The organism is Streptomyces sp. NPDC090108 (genome assembly GCF_044747185.1).
Classification (GTDB): domain Bacteria; phylum Actinomycetota; class Actinomycetes; order Streptomycetales; family Streptomycetaceae; genus Streptomyces.
Map to the genome: position 1 here is coordinate 939,466 of NZ_JBIVDQ010000003.1, position 15,578 is coordinate 955,043.

Sequence of the window (15,578 nt, forward strand, 5' to 3'; positions counted from 1 at the left end):
TCCGGCTGTGAACCGGCTGAGAACAGGGGAAGCCCGCCATCTTTACCAATCCGATAAACGGATGCTCAGGTCTCGCTGAGCGGGGCGTCGGCGGAACGGCACGTTCAGTTCTCGGCCGTGCCCGTGGACACCCAGGTCAGGGCCTCGTCCAGGGTCCGCCGCAGACCGAGCGCGTCGGACGCGACGGCGCTGACGAGCACGGCGGGGCCGGCCAGCGGCATGATCGCCGCCCTCTCCCCCAGCATCCTCGCGGCGACCGGATGCGCGGCGAACCCGGGCCTCACCACGACGAGTTGCCCCACCGCACGGTACCCGCCGAGCACGGCGGGGCCGTCCCAGCCGCCCGGCGCCCCGGGACCGCAGGACAGTTCCTGGTCCAGGACGGCCCGGCCGCCGACGCGCACGGTGAGCCGGCTGGTGAGCCGCCCGGGTTCCTCGGCGGCCCGTCCCAGCACCTGCTCCTCGCGCAGCACCAGGCTCGCCCCGGTGCCGAGTTCGGCCCGTGTGACGACGTGCAGGTCGCTTCCCCGCGCCGAGATCAACTGCTCCGGCATCCAGTGCAGTTCGGCTCCGTCGGCGACGTCGAGCCGTACGTCGTACCGGGCTTCGCCCTTGTGCTGACCCGGCAGGGCGAGAGTGGCCGCGGCGGATCCGACATGCAGCCGTGCCCCCTCCTCCACCCGCACCCCGACCGAGAAGCGGTCACCGCCGTGCGGGCCGCTCATCGCACCGACCATCATGACCCGCGCCTCGGAGCCGCTCGCGCGGGTGCGGCGCGGCGCGAGCGGGCCCTCGCCGTCCAGCACCGGAAGGGCCGTTCCGCCCCGTCCGTCGGCGCGGGCCAGGATCCGGGCGCGGGCCCGGACACCGGCCGCCGTCACGTCGCCCACGCGGCGAGCCGCTCCCGGACCCAGACCGCCACGTCCGCGACCCCGCTCTCGCCTCGCAACGACTGGAACACGACGGGGAGTTCGGCACGCTGCGCCTTGGCGTCGGCGGCCATCCGGGTGAGGTCGGAGCCGACATGCGGGGCGAGGTCGGTCTTGTTGACGACGAGCAGGTCCGCCGTGGTGACCCCCGGGCCGCCCTTGCGCGGGATGTCGTCCCCGCCGGCCACGTCGATGACGAAGATCTGCGCGTCCACCAGCCCCTTGGAGAAGGTGGCGGTCAGATTGTCCCCGCCCGACTCGACGAGGATCAGGTCCAGCGGCCCCACCTCGTCCTCCAGATCCTCCACGGCCTCCAGGTTGGCGGAGATGTCGTCGCGGATCGCGGTGTGCGGGCAGGCGCCGGTCTCCACGGCGGCGATCCGTTCCGGCGGCAACACCGCTTCCCGGAGCAGGAATTCGGCGTCCTCGCGGGTGTAGATGTCGTTGGTGACGACGGCCAGGGACAGTTCGTCGCGCAGGATCCGGCAGAGCGCGGCGACCGTGGCGGTCTTGCCCGAGCCGACCGGGCCGCCGAGTCCGATGCGCAGGGCGCGCCGGGTCCCGTCGGGGCGCCGGGCGTCGGCGCTCACGGCGGACGGGCCGTCGTGGGTGTGGTCGAGGTGCATGTACGGCTCCTTCGTTCGGGGTCTGCTGTGGGGGATGCCGGGCCGGCCGACGGCCGGTGGTGCACGGGGGGTTCAGGCCTTCGCGGATGCGGGGATCCGGGCGCTCGCGCGGGGAGCCCCTCCCGCCGGAAGGCACCCGCTACGAGGCGAACAGCCGTACCGGCCAGCCCGCGTGCCCTTGCGCCCCGATCTCCAGCAGTGGTCCCGACACGGCCGGCACCGCGTCGGTCCCCACTGTGCCGACCCGGCGGGCCGCCTCGACGGCCGCGCCCGCCACCCGGTCCACCTCCGGCGCGAGCCGCGCCAGGACTCCCGTCACCTCGAAGGGGTCGAGACTCAGCAGGCGCACGGTGGCCGTGGCCGGTCCGCTCACGCTCTCGTACGCCGCGCAGTACGCCGCGTCCTCGGGCGCCAGCCCCGCGGCCCTGGCCACGACGCCGAGGACGACCGGCTGATGGGCTCCCTTGGGGAACTCACGTGCCAGAAGGTCCAGTTCGGCGCACGGCCAGCTCGCCCGCGCGGCGCGCAGCAGCTGCCGTCCGAGCCGGCGTGCGGCGGCGCGCAGGGCGGGCGACGGCGTACGGGCGTCCGCCGCCGCGTCCAGTTCACGGGGGTCCGTGCCGAGGACGGCGGCGCCCGCCAGCGCACCGGCGACGAGTCCGGCGGTGTGCAGCCGTCCGCGGCAGAAGTCCTCCAGGCCCGCGGCCGAGGTGATCCGTCCCGCCTTGACGGCGGCCTCGGCCCCGCCGGAGTGCGCGTGCCCTCCGGCGGGAAAGCGGCCGTCGGCCAGGACGAGGAGTGCGGCCCTGGACATCAGAAGAGGAAGTAACGCTGAGCCATGGGCAGTTCGGCGGCGGGTGCCGCCTCGACCAGCTCGCCGTCGATGTACACCGCGAAGCTGTCGGGCTCGATCCGCACCTCGGGCCGGGCGTCGTTCTCGCGCATGTCCGCCTTGGTGACCGCCCGCGTGGACTCGATCGCCACGAACCTCTTGCCCAGGCCGAGCCGTTCGGGCAGCCCGTCCTCGATCGCGAGTGGAGCGGCGAAGTTGACGGAGTTGGCGGCCGGGGCCCGCCCGATCGCGCCGTACATGGGCCGGGGCAGGACCGGCTGCGGGGTCGGGATGGAGGCGTTGGCGTCGCCCATCTGCGCGTAGGCGATCTGGCCGCCCTTGAGGACGAGCAGGGGCTTGACCCCGAAGAACGCGGGCTCCCACAGCACCAGGTCGGCCAGCTTGCCGGTCTCGACGGAGCCGATCTCGGAGGCGAGGCCCTGGGCGAGCGCCGGGTTGATCGTGTACTTGGCGACGTAGCGCCGCACCCGCCGGTTGTCGGCCCGTCCGTCGCCCGGGAGGGCGCCCCGGCGTCCCTTCATCACGTGGGCCGTCTGCCAGGTGCGCAGGACGACCTCGCCGACGCGTCCCATGGCCTGGGAGTCGGAGGAGATGATCGAGATGGCGCCGAGGTCGTGGAGGATGTCCTCGGCGCCGATGGTGGACGGCCGGATGCGGGACTCGGCGAAGGCCAGGTCCTCGGGGACGGCCGGGTTGAGGTGGTGGCACACCATCAGCATGTCGAGGTGTTCCTCGGCGGTGTTCACGGTGAACGGCCGGGTGGGGTTGGTCGAACTGGGCAGCACGTGCGGCTGGGAGACCACGCTCATGATGTCGGGCGCGTGCCCGCCGCCGGCGCCCTCGGTGTGGTACGAGTGGATGCCCCGGCCCGCGATCGCGGCGAGGGTGTCGCCGACGAAGCCGGCCTCGTTCAGGGTGTCGGTGTGGATGGCGACCTGGACGCCCGTGCGGTCCGCCACGGTGAGCGCGGCGTCGATGACGGCCGGGGTGGAGCCCCAGTCCTCGTGCAGCTTCAGCCCCATCGCGCCGCCGCGGATCTGCGACAGCATCGCCTCGTGCGAGACGGTGTTGCCCTTGCCGAGGAAGCCGACGTTGACCGGGTAGGCCTCCATCGCCTCCAGCATGCGGGCCAGGTGCCAGGGCCCCGGGGTCACGGTGGTCGCCTTGGAGCCTTCGGCCGGGCCGGTGCCGCCGCCGACCAGGGTGGTGACACCGGAGGCCAGCGCCTCGTCGGCGATCCGGGGGCAGATGAAGTGGACGTGCGCGTCGATGGCGCCGGCGGTGAGGATGCGCCCGTTGCCCGCGATGACCTCGGTCTCGGGGCCGATGACGAGGTCGGGGTGGACGCCGTCCATGGTGTCCGGGTTGCCGGCCTTGCCGATGCCGGTGATCCGCCCGTCGCGGATGCCGACGTCGGCCTTGACGATGCCCCAGTGGTCGACGACGACGGCGCCGGTGATCACGGTGTCGGGGGTGCCGTCGGCGCGGGTGGCCCGGGACTGGCCCATCGACTCGCGGATGACCTTGCCGCCGCCGAAGACCGCTTCGTCGCCGGAGGTGCCGGGGCCGCCGGAGCGGTCCTCCTCGATCTCGATCAGCAGGCTCGTGTCGGCGAGCCGGATGCGGTCGCCGGTGGTGGGGCCGAACAGGTCGGCGTAGGCGGCGCGGGAGATCTCAGGCATCGAGGGCGCCTCCGGTCTCGCCGCGCAGGCCGGGCACGATCCGGGCGCCCGCGAGGGGGACGAGCCCGACCTCGGCGGGGATGCCGGGCTCGAAGCGCACCGCCGTGCCGGCGGCGACGTTCAGCCGCTTGCCGCGGGCCGCGCCCCGGTCGAACTCCAGGCCGGGATTGGCCTCGGCGAAGTGGTAGTGGGAGCCGACCTGGACGGGCCGGTCGGCGGCGTTGAGGACGGTGATCCGGGTGACCTCGCGGCCCTCGTTGAAGACGACCGGGCCGTCGGCGAACAGCACCTCTCCGGGAATCATGACGGACCCCTCAGACGATCGGCTCGTGCACGGTGACGAGCTTGGTGCCGTCCGGGAAGGTCGCCTCGACCTGGACGTCGTGGATCATCTCGGGGATGCCGTCCATGACGTCGTCGCGGGTGAGGACCTTGCGGCCGGAGGACATCAGCTCGGCGACGGTACGGCCGTCGCGCGCGCCCTCCAGGATGTGCGACGTGATGAGGGCGATGGCCTCGGGGTGGTTGAGCCGGAGCCCGCGGGCCCGGCGCTTCTCGGCCACGTCGGCCGCCACGTGGATCAGCAGCCTCTCCTGCTCGTGCGGGGTCAGTTGCACGTCCCACCTCACATCCTCGCTCCGGACCGTGCGGGGTCCGGCTGCCGCGGCCACCACGACGGGTCACTGGTAACACACGGGGAAAACGCCCCGCCGTGTTCAACTCGGCCGGACAGAACCCCTGGTGGCGTGGAGGGGCAGGCTAGTTCGCCGGGGTTTCGAGGACGTTAACGACACCCCGGCCGCCGGACAGGTCCAGTGGCGTGGGCTGAGGGGTGGGGGCCCAGGGGTGTCTCCCTGGGCGCCTTCCTAGGAGAGGCCCGTCCCCCGGTGTTCGGCGGCGATCCCGAACCGCTGCCGCTCGGGGGCCGCGTGCTCGGCCGCGCGGATGCCGGACACGCTGCTGACGACCTGCTCCGCGGCCGGTTCGTCCAGCGCGTCCAGCCGTTCGAGGTCGGCGGCCGAGACCAGTGCGACGAGCGGCCGACCGTGCCGGGTCACCACGACACGCTCACCGCCGTACACCACGCGATTGATCAGATCGGCGAGCTCAGCCCTGGCTTGCGTCACCGGGATCTCGTAGGCCATGCCTCCACCTTACGGCGCACCCCGGGGCGTTCCCCGGTTCCCGGCGAAACCGGAGAACCGGGGAACGCCCGGACCGGAGCGGACGCACTCCCTCGCAGACGGCCCGAACGGCGGCACGACCGTCCAACCAGGCTCATGTGGCGCGGTGTTGACGGCACGACACTCTCACCCACAGTCCGTACGTCCTGTACATTTCTCACAGAAGCGAGGTCGCCGTCGGTCCTGTCGTGAAGAGAGGTACGCCCATGAGCCGTCCGTCCGCCCGTCATGTCCTGCCCGAGTTCAGCGAGCGCGGGAGCATGGGACAGCGCACGCTCGACCCCTACGGGAAGCTGTTCGAGAACCGGGTCGTCTTCCTCGGGACGGCGCTCGACGACACGGCCGCCACGGACGTGATCGCGCAGTTCATGCAGCTCGAACACGCCTCCCCGGACCGGGACATCACGCTGTACGTCAACTGCCCGGGCGGCTCGTTCCACGCCATGACGGCGGTGTACGACACGATGCGGTACGTCACCTGCGACGTGCAGACCTACTGCCTGGGCCAGGCCGTGTCGGTGGCGGCGGTGGTGCTCGCGGCCGGCACCCCGGGCAAGCGGTTCGCGCTGCCGGGCGCCCGCGTGGTGCTCGAACAGCCCGCGCTGATCGAACCGGCCCACGGACAGCCGAGCGATCTCCTCATCCAGGCCGACGAGATGACCCGCACACGTTCCCTGATGGAGCAGTTGCTGGCGACGCACACCGGCCGGACCTCCGAACAACTGCACAAGGACCTGGAGCGCGAACTGGTGCTGGACGCCCGGGGCGCGCGGGAGTTCGGGCTGGTGGACGGGATCGTCTCGACCCGCGACGGCGTGTCCGGCGCGCCGGGCGCGAGGTGAGGCGGGCGATGACACCGGAGTACCTGCCGCCGCTGCCCGCGCTGACCCGCGCCGAGGGCGATGTGATCGACCGTTATCTGGAGGCGGCCGAGCTGCTGGGCCGGATCAATCCGGCGCACGAGGGCCAGACCTATCAGAGTCTGCGCGCGGCGCAGGCCCTCGTGCGCAAGGTGACAGAGCTGCGCGACGCCCTCGCGTTGATGCACCGGCGGGGCGAGACGGAGCTGCACGGGGACACGCTGGCACGGGCCTTGCGGGTGCTGGACGGTGAGCGCCGCACCGCGCGCGTCGTGCTCCCGCCCGACTGCGTCCGCTGACCCGGACACGCGCTCCGGGCGCGTCGGCCCCTCGCGTCGGGAAACCCGCCCCGCCGGACGCCAAACGGCCCGAACGACGGACCGCCGACCGGTGTATCTCCGGAACGTTTTCCTGGTCCCCTGAGTTGCGCAGCCGGCATTTTCCGTATGGCTACGAGGGGGCTGCGCCGCAGGTCGGCGCCTACGCAGGCGATCTGACGGCGCCTCGAACGCACTAGTGTCCACCCGAACGGGCGAGTGGTGAGGAACGCCACAAATCCCCGGTTCCATTGGGATTTTCGCACCACGGTGAGCCAAGATCCCTGTCTGACGACAAGCCCCCGCCACCATGGCGGGGCGATCCGGGCGGACGCCGAGTCCTGCCGCCGCCCGGATGACCGGTCGACAGGAGTGGATCGGCAGGAGTGGAGGACCCGAGCAAGACGGGCCGCCGGGACGGACGTCCGCCGAGAGGCGGGCGCACGCGCCGAGCAGCCCTTGGGGTGAAGCCGTGGCGACACGGCCGGGCAACTTCGCCAGCCCGAATCCGACAGGTCATCCTTCACAGGCGGCTGACGAAGGGTTGCGCATGACTGCGCTCAATCGTGTCCCGTCGCTGATGGCCAGGGCCGGTACGGCCTCGGCTCTCACCCTCGCCGCCGTGGGTGGCTCGATCGCGGTGCCCGGCCTGTCCGCCGACGCCTCGGCCGCGACCATGGCCACGAAGGCACTCCAGGTCGCGGCCTCCAAGAAGGGCGCCCCGTACCGCTACGGGGCCACCGGCCCCCGCCGGTTCGACTGCTCAGGGCTGACGCTGTACTCGTTCAAGAAGGTGGGCAAGAGCCTCCCCCGCACCGCCGCCCAGCAGTACAACAAGACCCACCACGTCTCCGCCGGCCACCGCAAGGCGGGCGACCTGGTCTTCTTCCACTCGGGCTCCAGCGTCTACCACGTCGGTATCTACGCCGGTAAGGGCAAGATCTGGCACGCCCCGAAGACAGGATCGGTGGTACGCCTGGAGAAGATCTGGACCAAGAGCGTCTGGTACGGCCGGGTCAGCTGACCCGGCCGCCGCACCGGAGCGGCTCCCGCGACGGGGCCGCTCCGGGACCGGCGGCACGGCCACGGAGACCGGCCGCGCACCGCCCTGGGCCCCCGCGCACCGCCCTGGGCCGCTGTGGAGCCGCCGTGGGGCGCCTCGCGCATCGGGGGCGCACCCCCAGGGCCACGCGCCGCCGACGGGAACGACGGCCGCGGCACGGCCGGGACTGCGACTACGGCCACGGCTACGGCTACGGCTACGGCGAGATCCCGGGGCACGTCTCGGCGAGCGTCGCGCGGACCGCGTCCGGCGGACCCGCGCGTGGTGACGGCTCGCCGCCGCGGCCGCCCGCGTGTCGTGCTCCCGTACGCCCTCCCGCGCACTCGTACGCCCGGCCGCGCGACCACCCGCCCCCGCACAGCACCGCGCCCGAGAACCTCACCCCCCGCTCCCGCGCAGTCCCGCGCCCGAGATCCACACCGCTGCCCGCACACAGCCCCGCGCCCGAGGTCCACGCCTCTGCCCGCACCAGCACCGCGCCCGAGGTCCACGCCTCTGCCCGTGCGGGCGCCGCCGGCCGCACCGGCGGAGCTACGGCTCCTGTTGTCCCGCGGCCGTCAGCGGCCCCGCGGGGACCGTCCAGGGCAGTTCGATCGAGACGGTCTTGCCGCCCTCCCGGGTGGGGCGGATGCGCAGCCTGCCCCCGCATTCGGCGGTGAGGCAGCGGATGATGACCATGCCGCGTCCGTTGTCCTGCTGGACCGCGGCGGGCAGTCTCTTCGGCAGGCGCGGATGACTGTCCGTCACTCCGACGCGCAGGCGCTCGTCGCGGTCGAGGACCATGTCGACGGTGAAGGTGGGTGACTGGCCGAAGGTGTGCTGGACGGCGTTGGTGGCGAGTTCCGAGACGATGAGCCGCACGGTGTCGGCGGTCTCGGTGTCGGACGGCAGGCCCCACTCCGCCAGGGTGGCCACGACATAGGTCCGGGCCGCGGCGACCGAGGCGGGATCGCTCGGCAGAGTGACGGATGCTTCCAGGTGGTCTGCCATGGCGACGTCGCCCCTTTCCCACGGGACTTCTCCGGGAACCGCGGTCCGGCAGGGAGCGGAGGGGTTCGGGGGTCCCGCACTGGTGGTTCCTCGTCAGACTGCCATCATCGGACCCGGTCGGGGGACCGATCCATCAGGATGTGCATATATCTGTCGCTCGAAGCGGTGAACTCTGCGACGAGAGACGGTGTCGGGGTGGTCCCCGGGGAGTATGAAGGAGGAGCCCATGCAGAACGGTCCGGCGGTGCGACGCCGCAAACTCGGAGCCGAACTGCGCGCGCTGCGCGCGGGGGCCGGACTCACCAGTGGCGACGCGGCCCGTCTGGTGGGCTGGCACCAGTCGAAGGTCAGCCGCATCGAGACCGGTTCGAGTGGCGTGAAACCGGCCGATGTGCGGTTACTCCTGGACGCCTACGGGGTGCGGGACGGACAACTGCGCGAGTTGTTGCAGATGTTGGCCGGCGCGGAGGACGCCGGCGGCCGGCACCGCTGGTGGCACGCGTACCGCGGGGTGCTGCCGCCGACCTACCGGGACTTCATCAGCCTGGAGTCGCAGGCGAGCGGGATGCGCACCCTGGAGACCACGGTGGTGCCGGGACTGCTGCAGACTCCGGAGTACGCGCGGGCGGTGACCCGGGCGGCGGTGGAGGGCGTGACCGGCGAGCGGCTGGACGCGCTGGTGGAGGTGCGCCTGGCCAGGCAGGACGTGCTGCGCGCCGACCCGCCGCTGAGGCTCGACGCCGTCCTGGACGAGGCGGTGCTGCGGCGCGAGGTGGGCGGCCCCGAAGTGATGGAACGTCAGCTGCGGCGGCTGCTGGAGGCCGCGCGGCTGCCTCAGGTGCGCCTGCAGGTGCTGCCGTTCGGGGCGGGGGCGCATGTCGGCCTCACCGGGCCTTTCGTTATTTTCTCATTTCCGAGCACTTCTGATCTGGACGTTGTCGTTCTCGACCAGTTGACGAGTAGCCTCTATCTGGAACGGAAAGAAGACCTCCAGGCGTATGCGGAGGCCTTCGACACCCTCAGGATCCACGCCCTTTCACCCGAGGACTCGCTGGATTACATCGCCGGGATAGGTGACGGCGCGTAAGGAGGCACCATGACCGCTCTGCCTCGGAACGTCCCTGCCAGTACCGATCTGCACGACGTGCGCTGGCTGCGCAGCAGCTACAGCACGGGAGCGAACAACTGCGTGGAGACGGCCCGTCCGCGCTCCGGCCCCGGGGCCGGCCGGATCGCCGTGCGCGACTCCAAGGACACGGCCGGGCCCGCGCTGCTCCTCTCCCCCGGGAGCTGGGCGGGCTTCGTCGCGGCACTGCGGTAAGCGGAATCACCGTCGACCGCGGCGGAACGCCCGGTCGCCCGCTCGCCGGCCATCGGCGGACCGACCCCGACCGCTAGAAGTTCCAACCGAACCGATCGGATTCGATCGCTCTCGTGCGATGCCCGGCCGTGTTCCCACGGTTCATGGCCGTGCCGCGCCGATCACCCGTACCGCGCGTTCGATCTCGGCCCCGGAGAGGTCCGCGCGGGCGGTCAGCCTCAGCCGTGAGACGCCGTCGGGTACGGAAGGAGGACGGAAACAGCCCACGGCCAGACCCGCCGTACGGCAGTCGGCGGCCCAGCGCACGGCCTGCTCCGGCGACGGGGCCCGCACGGAGACCACCGCCGCGTCCGGCCGTACCGCTTCCAGGCCCGCGGCGGTCAGCCGGGCGTGCAGCTCGGCGGCGACCGCGCGGGCGCGGGCGGCCCGTGCGGGCTCGCGCCGCAGCAGCCGCAGTGCCGCCAGCGCCGCGCCCGCCGCCGCGGGGGCGAGGCCGGTGTCGAAGATGAACGTACGGGCCGCGTTGACCAGATGGCCGATCACCCGCGCCGGTCCGAGGACCACGCCGCCCTGGCTGCCCAGGGACTTGGACAGGGTGGCCGTGACGACCACGTCCTCCGCGCCGGCCAGCCCGGCGGCGTGGGCGGCGCCCCGGCCGCCGTCGCCCAGCACGCCCAGCCCGTGGGCGTCGTCCACGACCAGACCGGCGCCGTGCGCCCGGCACGCCCCGGCCAGCGCGCCCAGCGGGGCGGCGTCGCCGTCGACGGAGAACACCGTGTCGGAGACGACGACCGCCGCTCCCCCGTGCGTGCCCAGCGCCTTGTCCACGGCGTCCGGATCGGCGTGTCCCACGACCTGGGCGGTGCCCCGGGCGAGCCGGCAGCCGTCGATGAGCGAGGCGTGGTTGCCCGCGTCGGACACGATCAGGGAGCCGTGCGGGGCGAGGGCGGTGACGGCGGCCAGGTTGGCGGCGTACCCCGAGGAGAAGACCAGCGCCGCCTCAAAACCGCAGAACTCGGCCAGCTCGCGCTCCAGCTCGGTGTGCAGCTCGGTGGTACCGGTGACGAGGCGGGAGCCGGTGGCGCCGCCGCCCCAGGTCCGGGCGGCCGCGGCCGCGCCCTCGATGACCTCGGGGTGGCGGGCGAGGCCCAGGTAGTCGTTGCTCGCCAGATCCAGCAGCGGGGAGCCGGCCGGGCGCGGGCGCAGGGTCCGCTGCAGCCCGGCGCGACGGCGCGCCTCGGCCTGTTCGTCGATCCAGCCGAACGCCATGACTCCTCCGGAGGCATTTGTAGGTTGCGGACAGACCATAGCGGTCCGGACGGGCACCCATGATGTGGCAATACCCACACGGTGAACCTGCTCCGTTGTCCGATGTCTCCTTGGCCGGGACCGGTCCCGTAGGACAGGATCGGGCCTCATGGACCTGCTGAACACGCTGGTGGAAAAGGGGCTTCGGCGCGAACTGCCGACCCGCGAGGAAGCGCTCGCCGTACTCGCCACTTCCGACGACGACCTGCTCGACGTGGTGGCCGCGGCCGGCAAGGTGCGCCGGCAGTGGTTCGGCCGGCGCGTGAAACTCAACTACCTGGTCAACCTCAAGTCGGGCCTGTGCCCCGAGGACTGCTCCTACTGCTCCCAGCGGCTCGGCTCCACGGCCGGGATCCTGAAGTACACCTGGCTCAAGCCCGGTGAGGCCTCCGAGGCGGCCGCCGCGGGCCTCGCCGGGGGCGCCAAGCGGGTGTGCCTGGTGGCGTCCGGGCGCGGCCCGACGGACCGGGACGTCGACCGGGTCTCCGAGACCATCAAGGCCATCAAGGACGGCAACGAGGGCGTCGAGGTGTGCGCCTGTCTGGGCCTGCTCTCCGACGGCCAGGCCGAACGCCTGCGCGAGGCGGGCGCCGACGCCTACAACCACAACCTCAACACCTCCGAGGCCACCTACGGCGACATCACCACCACCCACACGTACGCCGATCGGGTGGACACGGTGCGCAAGGCGCACGAGGCCGGACTGTCCGCCTGCTCGGGCCTGATCGCGGGCATGGGCGAGAGCGACGAGGACCTCGTCGACGTGGTCTTCTCGCTGCGCGGGCTGGACCCCGACTCCGTTCCGGTGAACTTCCTGATCCCGTTCGAGGGCACCCCGCTCGCCAAGGAGTGGAACCTCACCCCGCAGCGCTGCCTGCGCATCCTGGCGATGGTCCGCTTCGTCTGCCCGGACGTGGAGGTGCGCATCGCGGGCGGCCGCGAGGTCCACCTGCGCACGATGCAGCCGCTCGCGCTGCACCTGGCCAACTCCATCTTCCTCGGCGACTACCTGACCAGCGAGGGCCAGGCGGGCAAGGCCGACCTGGAGATGATCGCCGACGCCGGGTTCGAGGTGGAGGGCGCCGGCGAGGTGACCCTGCCCGAGCACCGGGCGGCCGGCGGCGGGTGCGGTACGCGGGCGGAGGCCGGCTGCGGCGGACACGGTGAGGCGGGCTGCGGCGGCGAGGCGGACGGCGAGGTGGACGGCGGCGCCGGGTGCGGGTCGCACGCGGGTGGCGGGGTGTGCGGTACGGCCTCCGTGCCCGCCGCCGCCGAGCCGCGCACCGATCTCGTCGCCGTGCGCCGCCGGGGTGCCGGAACGGATGTCGCGCCCAATGCCTGACCTGCCCCGCATCGGCGTTCCCGAACTGCTCGAACTGGACCGCCGGCACGTGTGGCACCCGTACGGCCCCATGCCCGGACGCGTGGACCCGCTCGTCGTGGAGTCGGCGAGCGGGGTCCGGCTGAAGCTCGCGGACGGCTCGGGCGAGCTGATCGACGGCATGTCGTCCTGGTGGTCGGCGATCCACGGCTACAACCACCCTGTCCTCAACGAGGCGGCGCACGCGCAGCTGGGGCGGATGAGCCATGTGATGTTCGGCGGGCTCACGCACGAGCCCGCCGTGCGGCTGGCGAAGCTCCTCGTCGACCTGTCGCCGGACGGCCTGGAGCACGTGTTCCTCGCCGACTCCGGCTCGGTGTCGGTCGAGGTCGCGGTGAAGATGTGCCTCCAGTACTGGCGGTCCCTCGGCCGCCCCGGCAAACAGCGCCTGCTGACCTGGCGCGGCGGCTACCACGGTGACACGTGGCAGCCGATGTCGGTGTGCGACCCCGAGGGCGGGATGCACGAGCTGTGGTCCGGGGTGCTGCCCCGCCAGGTGTTCGCCGACGCGCCGCCCGCCGGGTACGAGGAGTCGTACGCGGAGCATCTGCGCGAGGAGATCGCACGGCACGCGGACGAGCTGGCCGCGGTGATCGTCGAGCCGGTGGTGCAGGGCGCGGGCGGGATGAGGTTCCACTCCCCCGCCTACCTGCGCGTGCTGCGCGAGGCGTGCGACGCGCACGACGTACTGCTGGTGTTCGACGAGATCGCGACCGGATTCGGCCGCACCGGTGAGCTGTTCGCGGCCGGGCACGCGGGGGTGAGCCCGGATGTCATGTGTGTGGGCAAGGCGCTGACCGGCGGCTACCTGACGCTGGCGGCGACGTTGTGCACCGCGAGGGTGGCGGACGGGATCTCGCGCGGCGAGGTCCCGGTCCTCGCCCACGGTCCGACGTTCATGGGCAATCCGCTGGCCGCGAGCGTGGCCTGCGCGTCCCTGGGGCTGCTCCTCGACCAGGACTGGCGGACCGAGGTCAAGCGGATCGAGGCGGGCCTGCGCGAGGGCCTCGCCCCGGCGGCGGAGCTGCCGGGTGTGCGGGACGTACGGGTCCTCGGTGCCATCGGGGTGGTCCAGCTCGACCACGAGGTGGACATGGCCGCGGCCACCCGGGCCGCGGTGCGGGAGGGCGTGTGGCTGCGCCCGTTCCGCGATCTGGTCTACACGATGCCGCCGTACGTCACGGGTGACGCGGACGTGGCACGGATCGCGCGCGCGGTGTGCGCCGCGGCGCGGGAGGGATGACATGCCGGTACTGGTGATTTCAGGGACGGGCACGGAGATCGGCAAGACGGTCACCACCGCGGCCGTGGCCGCGGCGGCGCTCGCGGCCGGCCGTTCGGTCGCCGTGCTGAAGGCCGCGCAGACAGGACTGCGGCCGGACGAGCGCGGGGACGCCGACGAGGTGGCCCGGCTCGCGGGAGCGGTGACGACGGCCGAACTGGCGCGCTACCCCGAGCCGTTGGCGCCCGGTACGGCCGCCCGGCGGGCCGGGATGCCCCCGGTGCGTCCGCACGAGGTGGCCGAGGCGGCGGCCAAGCTGGCCACCGAGCACGATCTGGTGCTGGTCGAGGGCGCGGGCGGGCTGCTCGTGCGGTTCGACCCGGAGGGCGGCACGCTCGCGGACGCGGCGGCGCTGCTCGGCGCACCCGTGCTGCTCGTCGCCCCGGCCGGGCTGGGCACGCTCAACTCAACCGAGCTGACGGCACGCGAACTGCGGCGCCGTAAGGTCGAGTTGGCGGGCGTGGTGATCGGCAGCTGGCCCGGCTCGCCCGATCTCGCCTCCCGCTGCAACGTCGCCGATCTGCCGGAGGTCGCGGACGCCCCGCTGCTCGGCGCGATCCCGGCCGGGGCGGGCACCCTCGCGCCCGCCGGCTTCCGTGCCGCGGCACCCGGCTGGCTGGCGGCACGGCTGGACGGGAACTGGGACGCCGGGGCGTTCCGGGATCGGGAGGCGCGGTAGCCGTCACCACCGCGTGACCAACTCGGGCTTCTGGAACCGGTGTTCGAGTTCTGGACACCGTAAAGCGCTTCGCATGCGGGTCGGGCCCCACTAGGCTCGGCCCGTTCGCGAGTCGGGGTGTCGAGGTCACGGGGAGGCAGTCTTGTCCACTTCTGCTGCGGAGGACGTGCCGGGCGTTGTGCCCGGCGGCGGGGTCGCGGCCCGCGCCCGCGGCCTCACCAAGGCGTACGGATCGGGCGAGACGGCCGTGCTCGCCCTGGACTCGGTGGACGTGGAGATCGCGAGCGGCCGCTTCACGGCGGTGATGGGTCCCTCCGGCTCGGGCAAGTCCACGCTGATGCACTGTCTGGCCGGGCTCGACACGGTGTCGGCCGGTCAGGTCTGGCTGGGCGACACGGAGATCACGGGTCTGAAGGACCGGGAGCTGACGCGGCTCCGGCGGGACCGGATCGGGTTCATGTTCCAGTCGTTCAACCTCATCCCGACGCTGAACGCCGCCGAGAACATCACCCTGCCCATGGACATAGCCGGCCGCAGGCCCGACCAGCAGTGGCTGGACCAGGTCATCGACACTCTGGGACTGCGCGGGCGGCTCGCGCACCGCCCGGCCCAGCTGTCGGGCGGTCAGCAGCAGCGGGTCGCGTGCGCGCGGGCGCTGGCCTCGCGGCCCGAACTGATCTTCGCGGACGAGCCCACCGGCAACCTGGACTCGCGGGCGGGTCTGGAGGTGCTGGGCTTTCTGCGCAGCGCCGTGGACGAGCTGGGCCAGACGGTGGTGATGGTCACCCACGACCCGGGCGCCGCGGCCCACTCCGATCAGGTGCTCTTCCTCGCCGACGGCCGGATCGTGGACCGGATGGAGCGGCCCTCGGCGGACGCCGTGCTGGAGCGGATGAAGGCGTTCGACGTGGTGCGCGGGCGCGTGGACGAGGGCGGGGCCTCACCGGACGTGGCCGCTTCGGCGGACGACGGGAAGAAGCCGGCGGGGCAGGACGCGCCGGACGGCGGAAAGGCGCGCGACGGGGCGAAGGCGCCGGACGGCGTGCAGGCGCGCGATGTCCTGCGCGAGCAGGACGACCCGACCGTGCGGGAGGGCTGACCCG

At 72.9% G+C, this 15,578-nt stretch carries 18 protein-coding genes and 1 riboswitch; of the genes, 9 read left to right on the forward strand and 9 right to left on the reverse strand.

The window, feature by feature from the left end; genetic code table 11:
• Nucleotides 1-104: 104 nt before the first annotated feature.
• The 7 genes from ACIPRD_RS14375 to ACIPRD_RS14405 form a co-directional block, all read right to left on the reverse strand.
• Nucleotides 105-881, reverse strand: a complete 777-nt coding sequence (locus ACIPRD_RS14375) for an urease accessory protein UreD (RefSeq protein WP_401563193.1) — start codon at nt 879-881, stop codon at nt 105-107.
• The gene (gene ureG, locus ACIPRD_RS14380; protein ID WP_401562993.1) at nt 878-1,555 is read right to left on the reverse strand and encodes an urease accessory protein UreG; all 678 of its coding nucleotides are present in this window, start codon (nt 1,553-1,555) and stop codon (nt 878-880) included. The genes ACIPRD_RS14375 and ureG overlap by 4 nt, the downstream gene beginning before the upstream one ends.
• A 139-nt stretch (nt 1,556-1,694) precedes the next feature.
• The gene (locus ACIPRD_RS14385) at nt 1,695-2,369 is read right to left on the reverse strand and encodes an urease accessory protein UreF (protein ID WP_401562995.1); all 675 of its coding nucleotides are present in this window, start codon (nt 2,367-2,369) and stop codon (nt 1,695-1,697) included.
• Complete coding sequence (locus ACIPRD_RS14390; protein ID WP_401562997.1) at nt 2,369-4,090, reverse strand: urease subunit alpha; 1,722 nt, start codon at nt 4,088-4,090, stop codon at nt 2,369-2,371. The genes ACIPRD_RS14385 and ACIPRD_RS14390 overlap by 1 nt, the downstream gene beginning before the upstream one ends.
• Nucleotides 4,083-4,394 carry an urease subunit beta gene (locus tag ACIPRD_RS14395; protein ID WP_401562999.1) on the reverse strand — a complete coding sequence of 104 codons (312 nt, stop codon included), beginning with the start codon at nt 4,392-4,394 and terminating at the stop codon, nt 4,083-4,085. Before ACIPRD_RS14395 ends, ACIPRD_RS14390 begins: the two co-directional genes overlap by 8 nt.
• A gap of 10 nt (nt 4,395-4,404) precedes the next feature.
• A complete protein-coding gene (locus ACIPRD_RS14400) occupies nt 4,405-4,707 on the reverse strand; it encodes an urease subunit gamma (protein WP_356403488.1) in 303 nt (100 codons plus the stop codon).
• 249 nt (nt 4,708-4,956) lie between these two features.
• On the reverse strand, nt 4,957-5,235 hold the full coding sequence (locus tag ACIPRD_RS14405; protein ID WP_356403485.1) for a type II toxin-antitoxin system Phd/YefM family antitoxin: 279 nt from the start codon (nt 5,233-5,235) through the stop codon (nt 4,957-4,959).
• 245 nt (nt 5,236-5,480) lie between these two features.
• Here ACIPRD_RS14405 and ACIPRD_RS14410 point away from each other — a divergent pair, with 245 nt between their 5' ends.
• The 3 genes from ACIPRD_RS14410 to ACIPRD_RS14420 all read left to right on the forward strand — a co-directional run bounded on the left by ACIPRD_RS14410 (nt 5,481) and on the right by ACIPRD_RS14420 (nt 7,475).
• On the forward strand, nt 5,481-6,116 hold the full coding sequence (locus ACIPRD_RS14410; RefSeq protein WP_356403481.1) for an ATP-dependent Clp protease proteolytic subunit: 636 nt from the start codon (nt 5,481-5,483) through the stop codon (nt 6,114-6,116).
• Between the two features lie 8 nt (nt 6,117-6,124).
• Nucleotides 6,125-6,433: a hypothetical protein gene (locus ACIPRD_RS14415; protein ID WP_356403478.1), complete on the forward strand. Its 309-nt coding sequence runs from the start codon at nt 6,125-6,127 to the stop codon at nt 6,431-6,433.
• A gap of 434 nt (nt 6,434-6,867) precedes the next feature.
• A riboswitch (cyclic di-AMP (ydaO/yuaA leader) is annotated at nt 6,868-6,998 on the forward strand.
• A 3-nt stretch (nt 6,999-7,001) separates the two neighbouring features.
• On the forward strand, nt 7,002-7,475 hold the full coding sequence (locus ACIPRD_RS14420; protein ID WP_356403475.1) for a C40 family peptidase: 474 nt from the start codon (nt 7,002-7,004) through the stop codon (nt 7,473-7,475).
• Nucleotides 7,476-8,045: 570 nt separating this feature from the next.
• Here the strand turns inward: ACIPRD_RS14420 and ACIPRD_RS14425 are convergent.
• Nucleotides 8,046-8,504, reverse strand: a complete 459-nt coding sequence (locus tag ACIPRD_RS14425) for an ATP-binding protein (RefSeq protein ID WP_356403471.1) — start codon at nt 8,502-8,504, stop codon at nt 8,046-8,048.
• Nucleotides 8,505-8,730: 226 nt separating this feature from the next.
• Between ACIPRD_RS14425 and ACIPRD_RS14430 the strand changes: the two genes are divergently transcribed.
• Together ACIPRD_RS14430 and ACIPRD_RS14435 are read left to right on the forward strand one after the other, a co-directional pair.
• Nucleotides 8,731-9,591 (forward strand): helix-turn-helix transcriptional regulator, encoded by an 861-nt coding sequence (locus ACIPRD_RS14430; RefSeq protein WP_356403468.1) that lies wholly within the window; start codon nt 8,731-8,733, stop codon nt 9,589-9,591.
• A 9-nt stretch (nt 9,592-9,600) separates the two neighbouring features.
• On the forward strand, nt 9,601-9,825 hold the full coding sequence (locus ACIPRD_RS14435; RefSeq protein WP_356403465.1) for a DUF397 domain-containing protein: 225 nt from the start codon (nt 9,601-9,603) through the stop codon (nt 9,823-9,825).
• 141 nt (nt 9,826-9,966) lie between these two features.
• On the opposite strand, the gene ACIPRD_RS14440 is transcribed toward ACIPRD_RS14435, so the two are convergent.
• Nucleotides 9,967-11,094: an 8-amino-7-oxononanoate synthase gene (locus tag ACIPRD_RS14440; protein ID WP_401563003.1), complete on the reverse strand. Its 1,128-nt coding sequence runs from the start codon at nt 11,092-11,094 to the stop codon at nt 9,967-9,969.
• 148 nt (nt 11,095-11,242) lie between these two features.
• Between ACIPRD_RS14440 and bioB the strand changes: the two genes are divergently transcribed.
• The 4 genes from bioB (at nt 11,243) to ACIPRD_RS14460 (ending at nt 15,574) form a co-directional block, all read left to right on the forward strand.
• Nucleotides 11,243-12,475: a biotin synthase BioB gene (bioB, locus tag ACIPRD_RS14445; protein ID WP_401563005.1), complete on the forward strand. Its 1,233-nt coding sequence runs from the start codon at nt 11,243-11,245 to the stop codon at nt 12,473-12,475.
• A gap of 1 nt (nt 12,476) precedes the next feature.
• Complete coding sequence (locus ACIPRD_RS14450; protein ID WP_401563195.1) at nt 12,477-13,757, forward strand: adenosylmethionine--8-amino-7-oxononanoate transaminase; 1,281 nt, start codon at nt 12,477-12,479, stop codon at nt 13,755-13,757.
• Between the two features lies 1 nt (nt 13,758).
• Nucleotides 13,759-14,475, forward strand: a complete 717-nt coding sequence (bioD, locus tag ACIPRD_RS14455; RefSeq protein ID WP_401563007.1) for a dethiobiotin synthase — start codon at nt 13,759-13,761, stop codon at nt 14,473-14,475.
• Between the two features lie 142 nt (nt 14,476-14,617).
• Nucleotides 14,618-15,574 carry an ABC transporter ATP-binding protein gene (locus ACIPRD_RS14460; RefSeq protein WP_401563009.1) on the forward strand — a complete coding sequence of 319 codons (957 nt, stop codon included), beginning with the start codon at nt 14,618-14,620 and terminating at the stop codon, nt 15,572-15,574.
• The last annotated feature ends 4 nt before the right edge of the window (nt 15,575-15,578 follow it).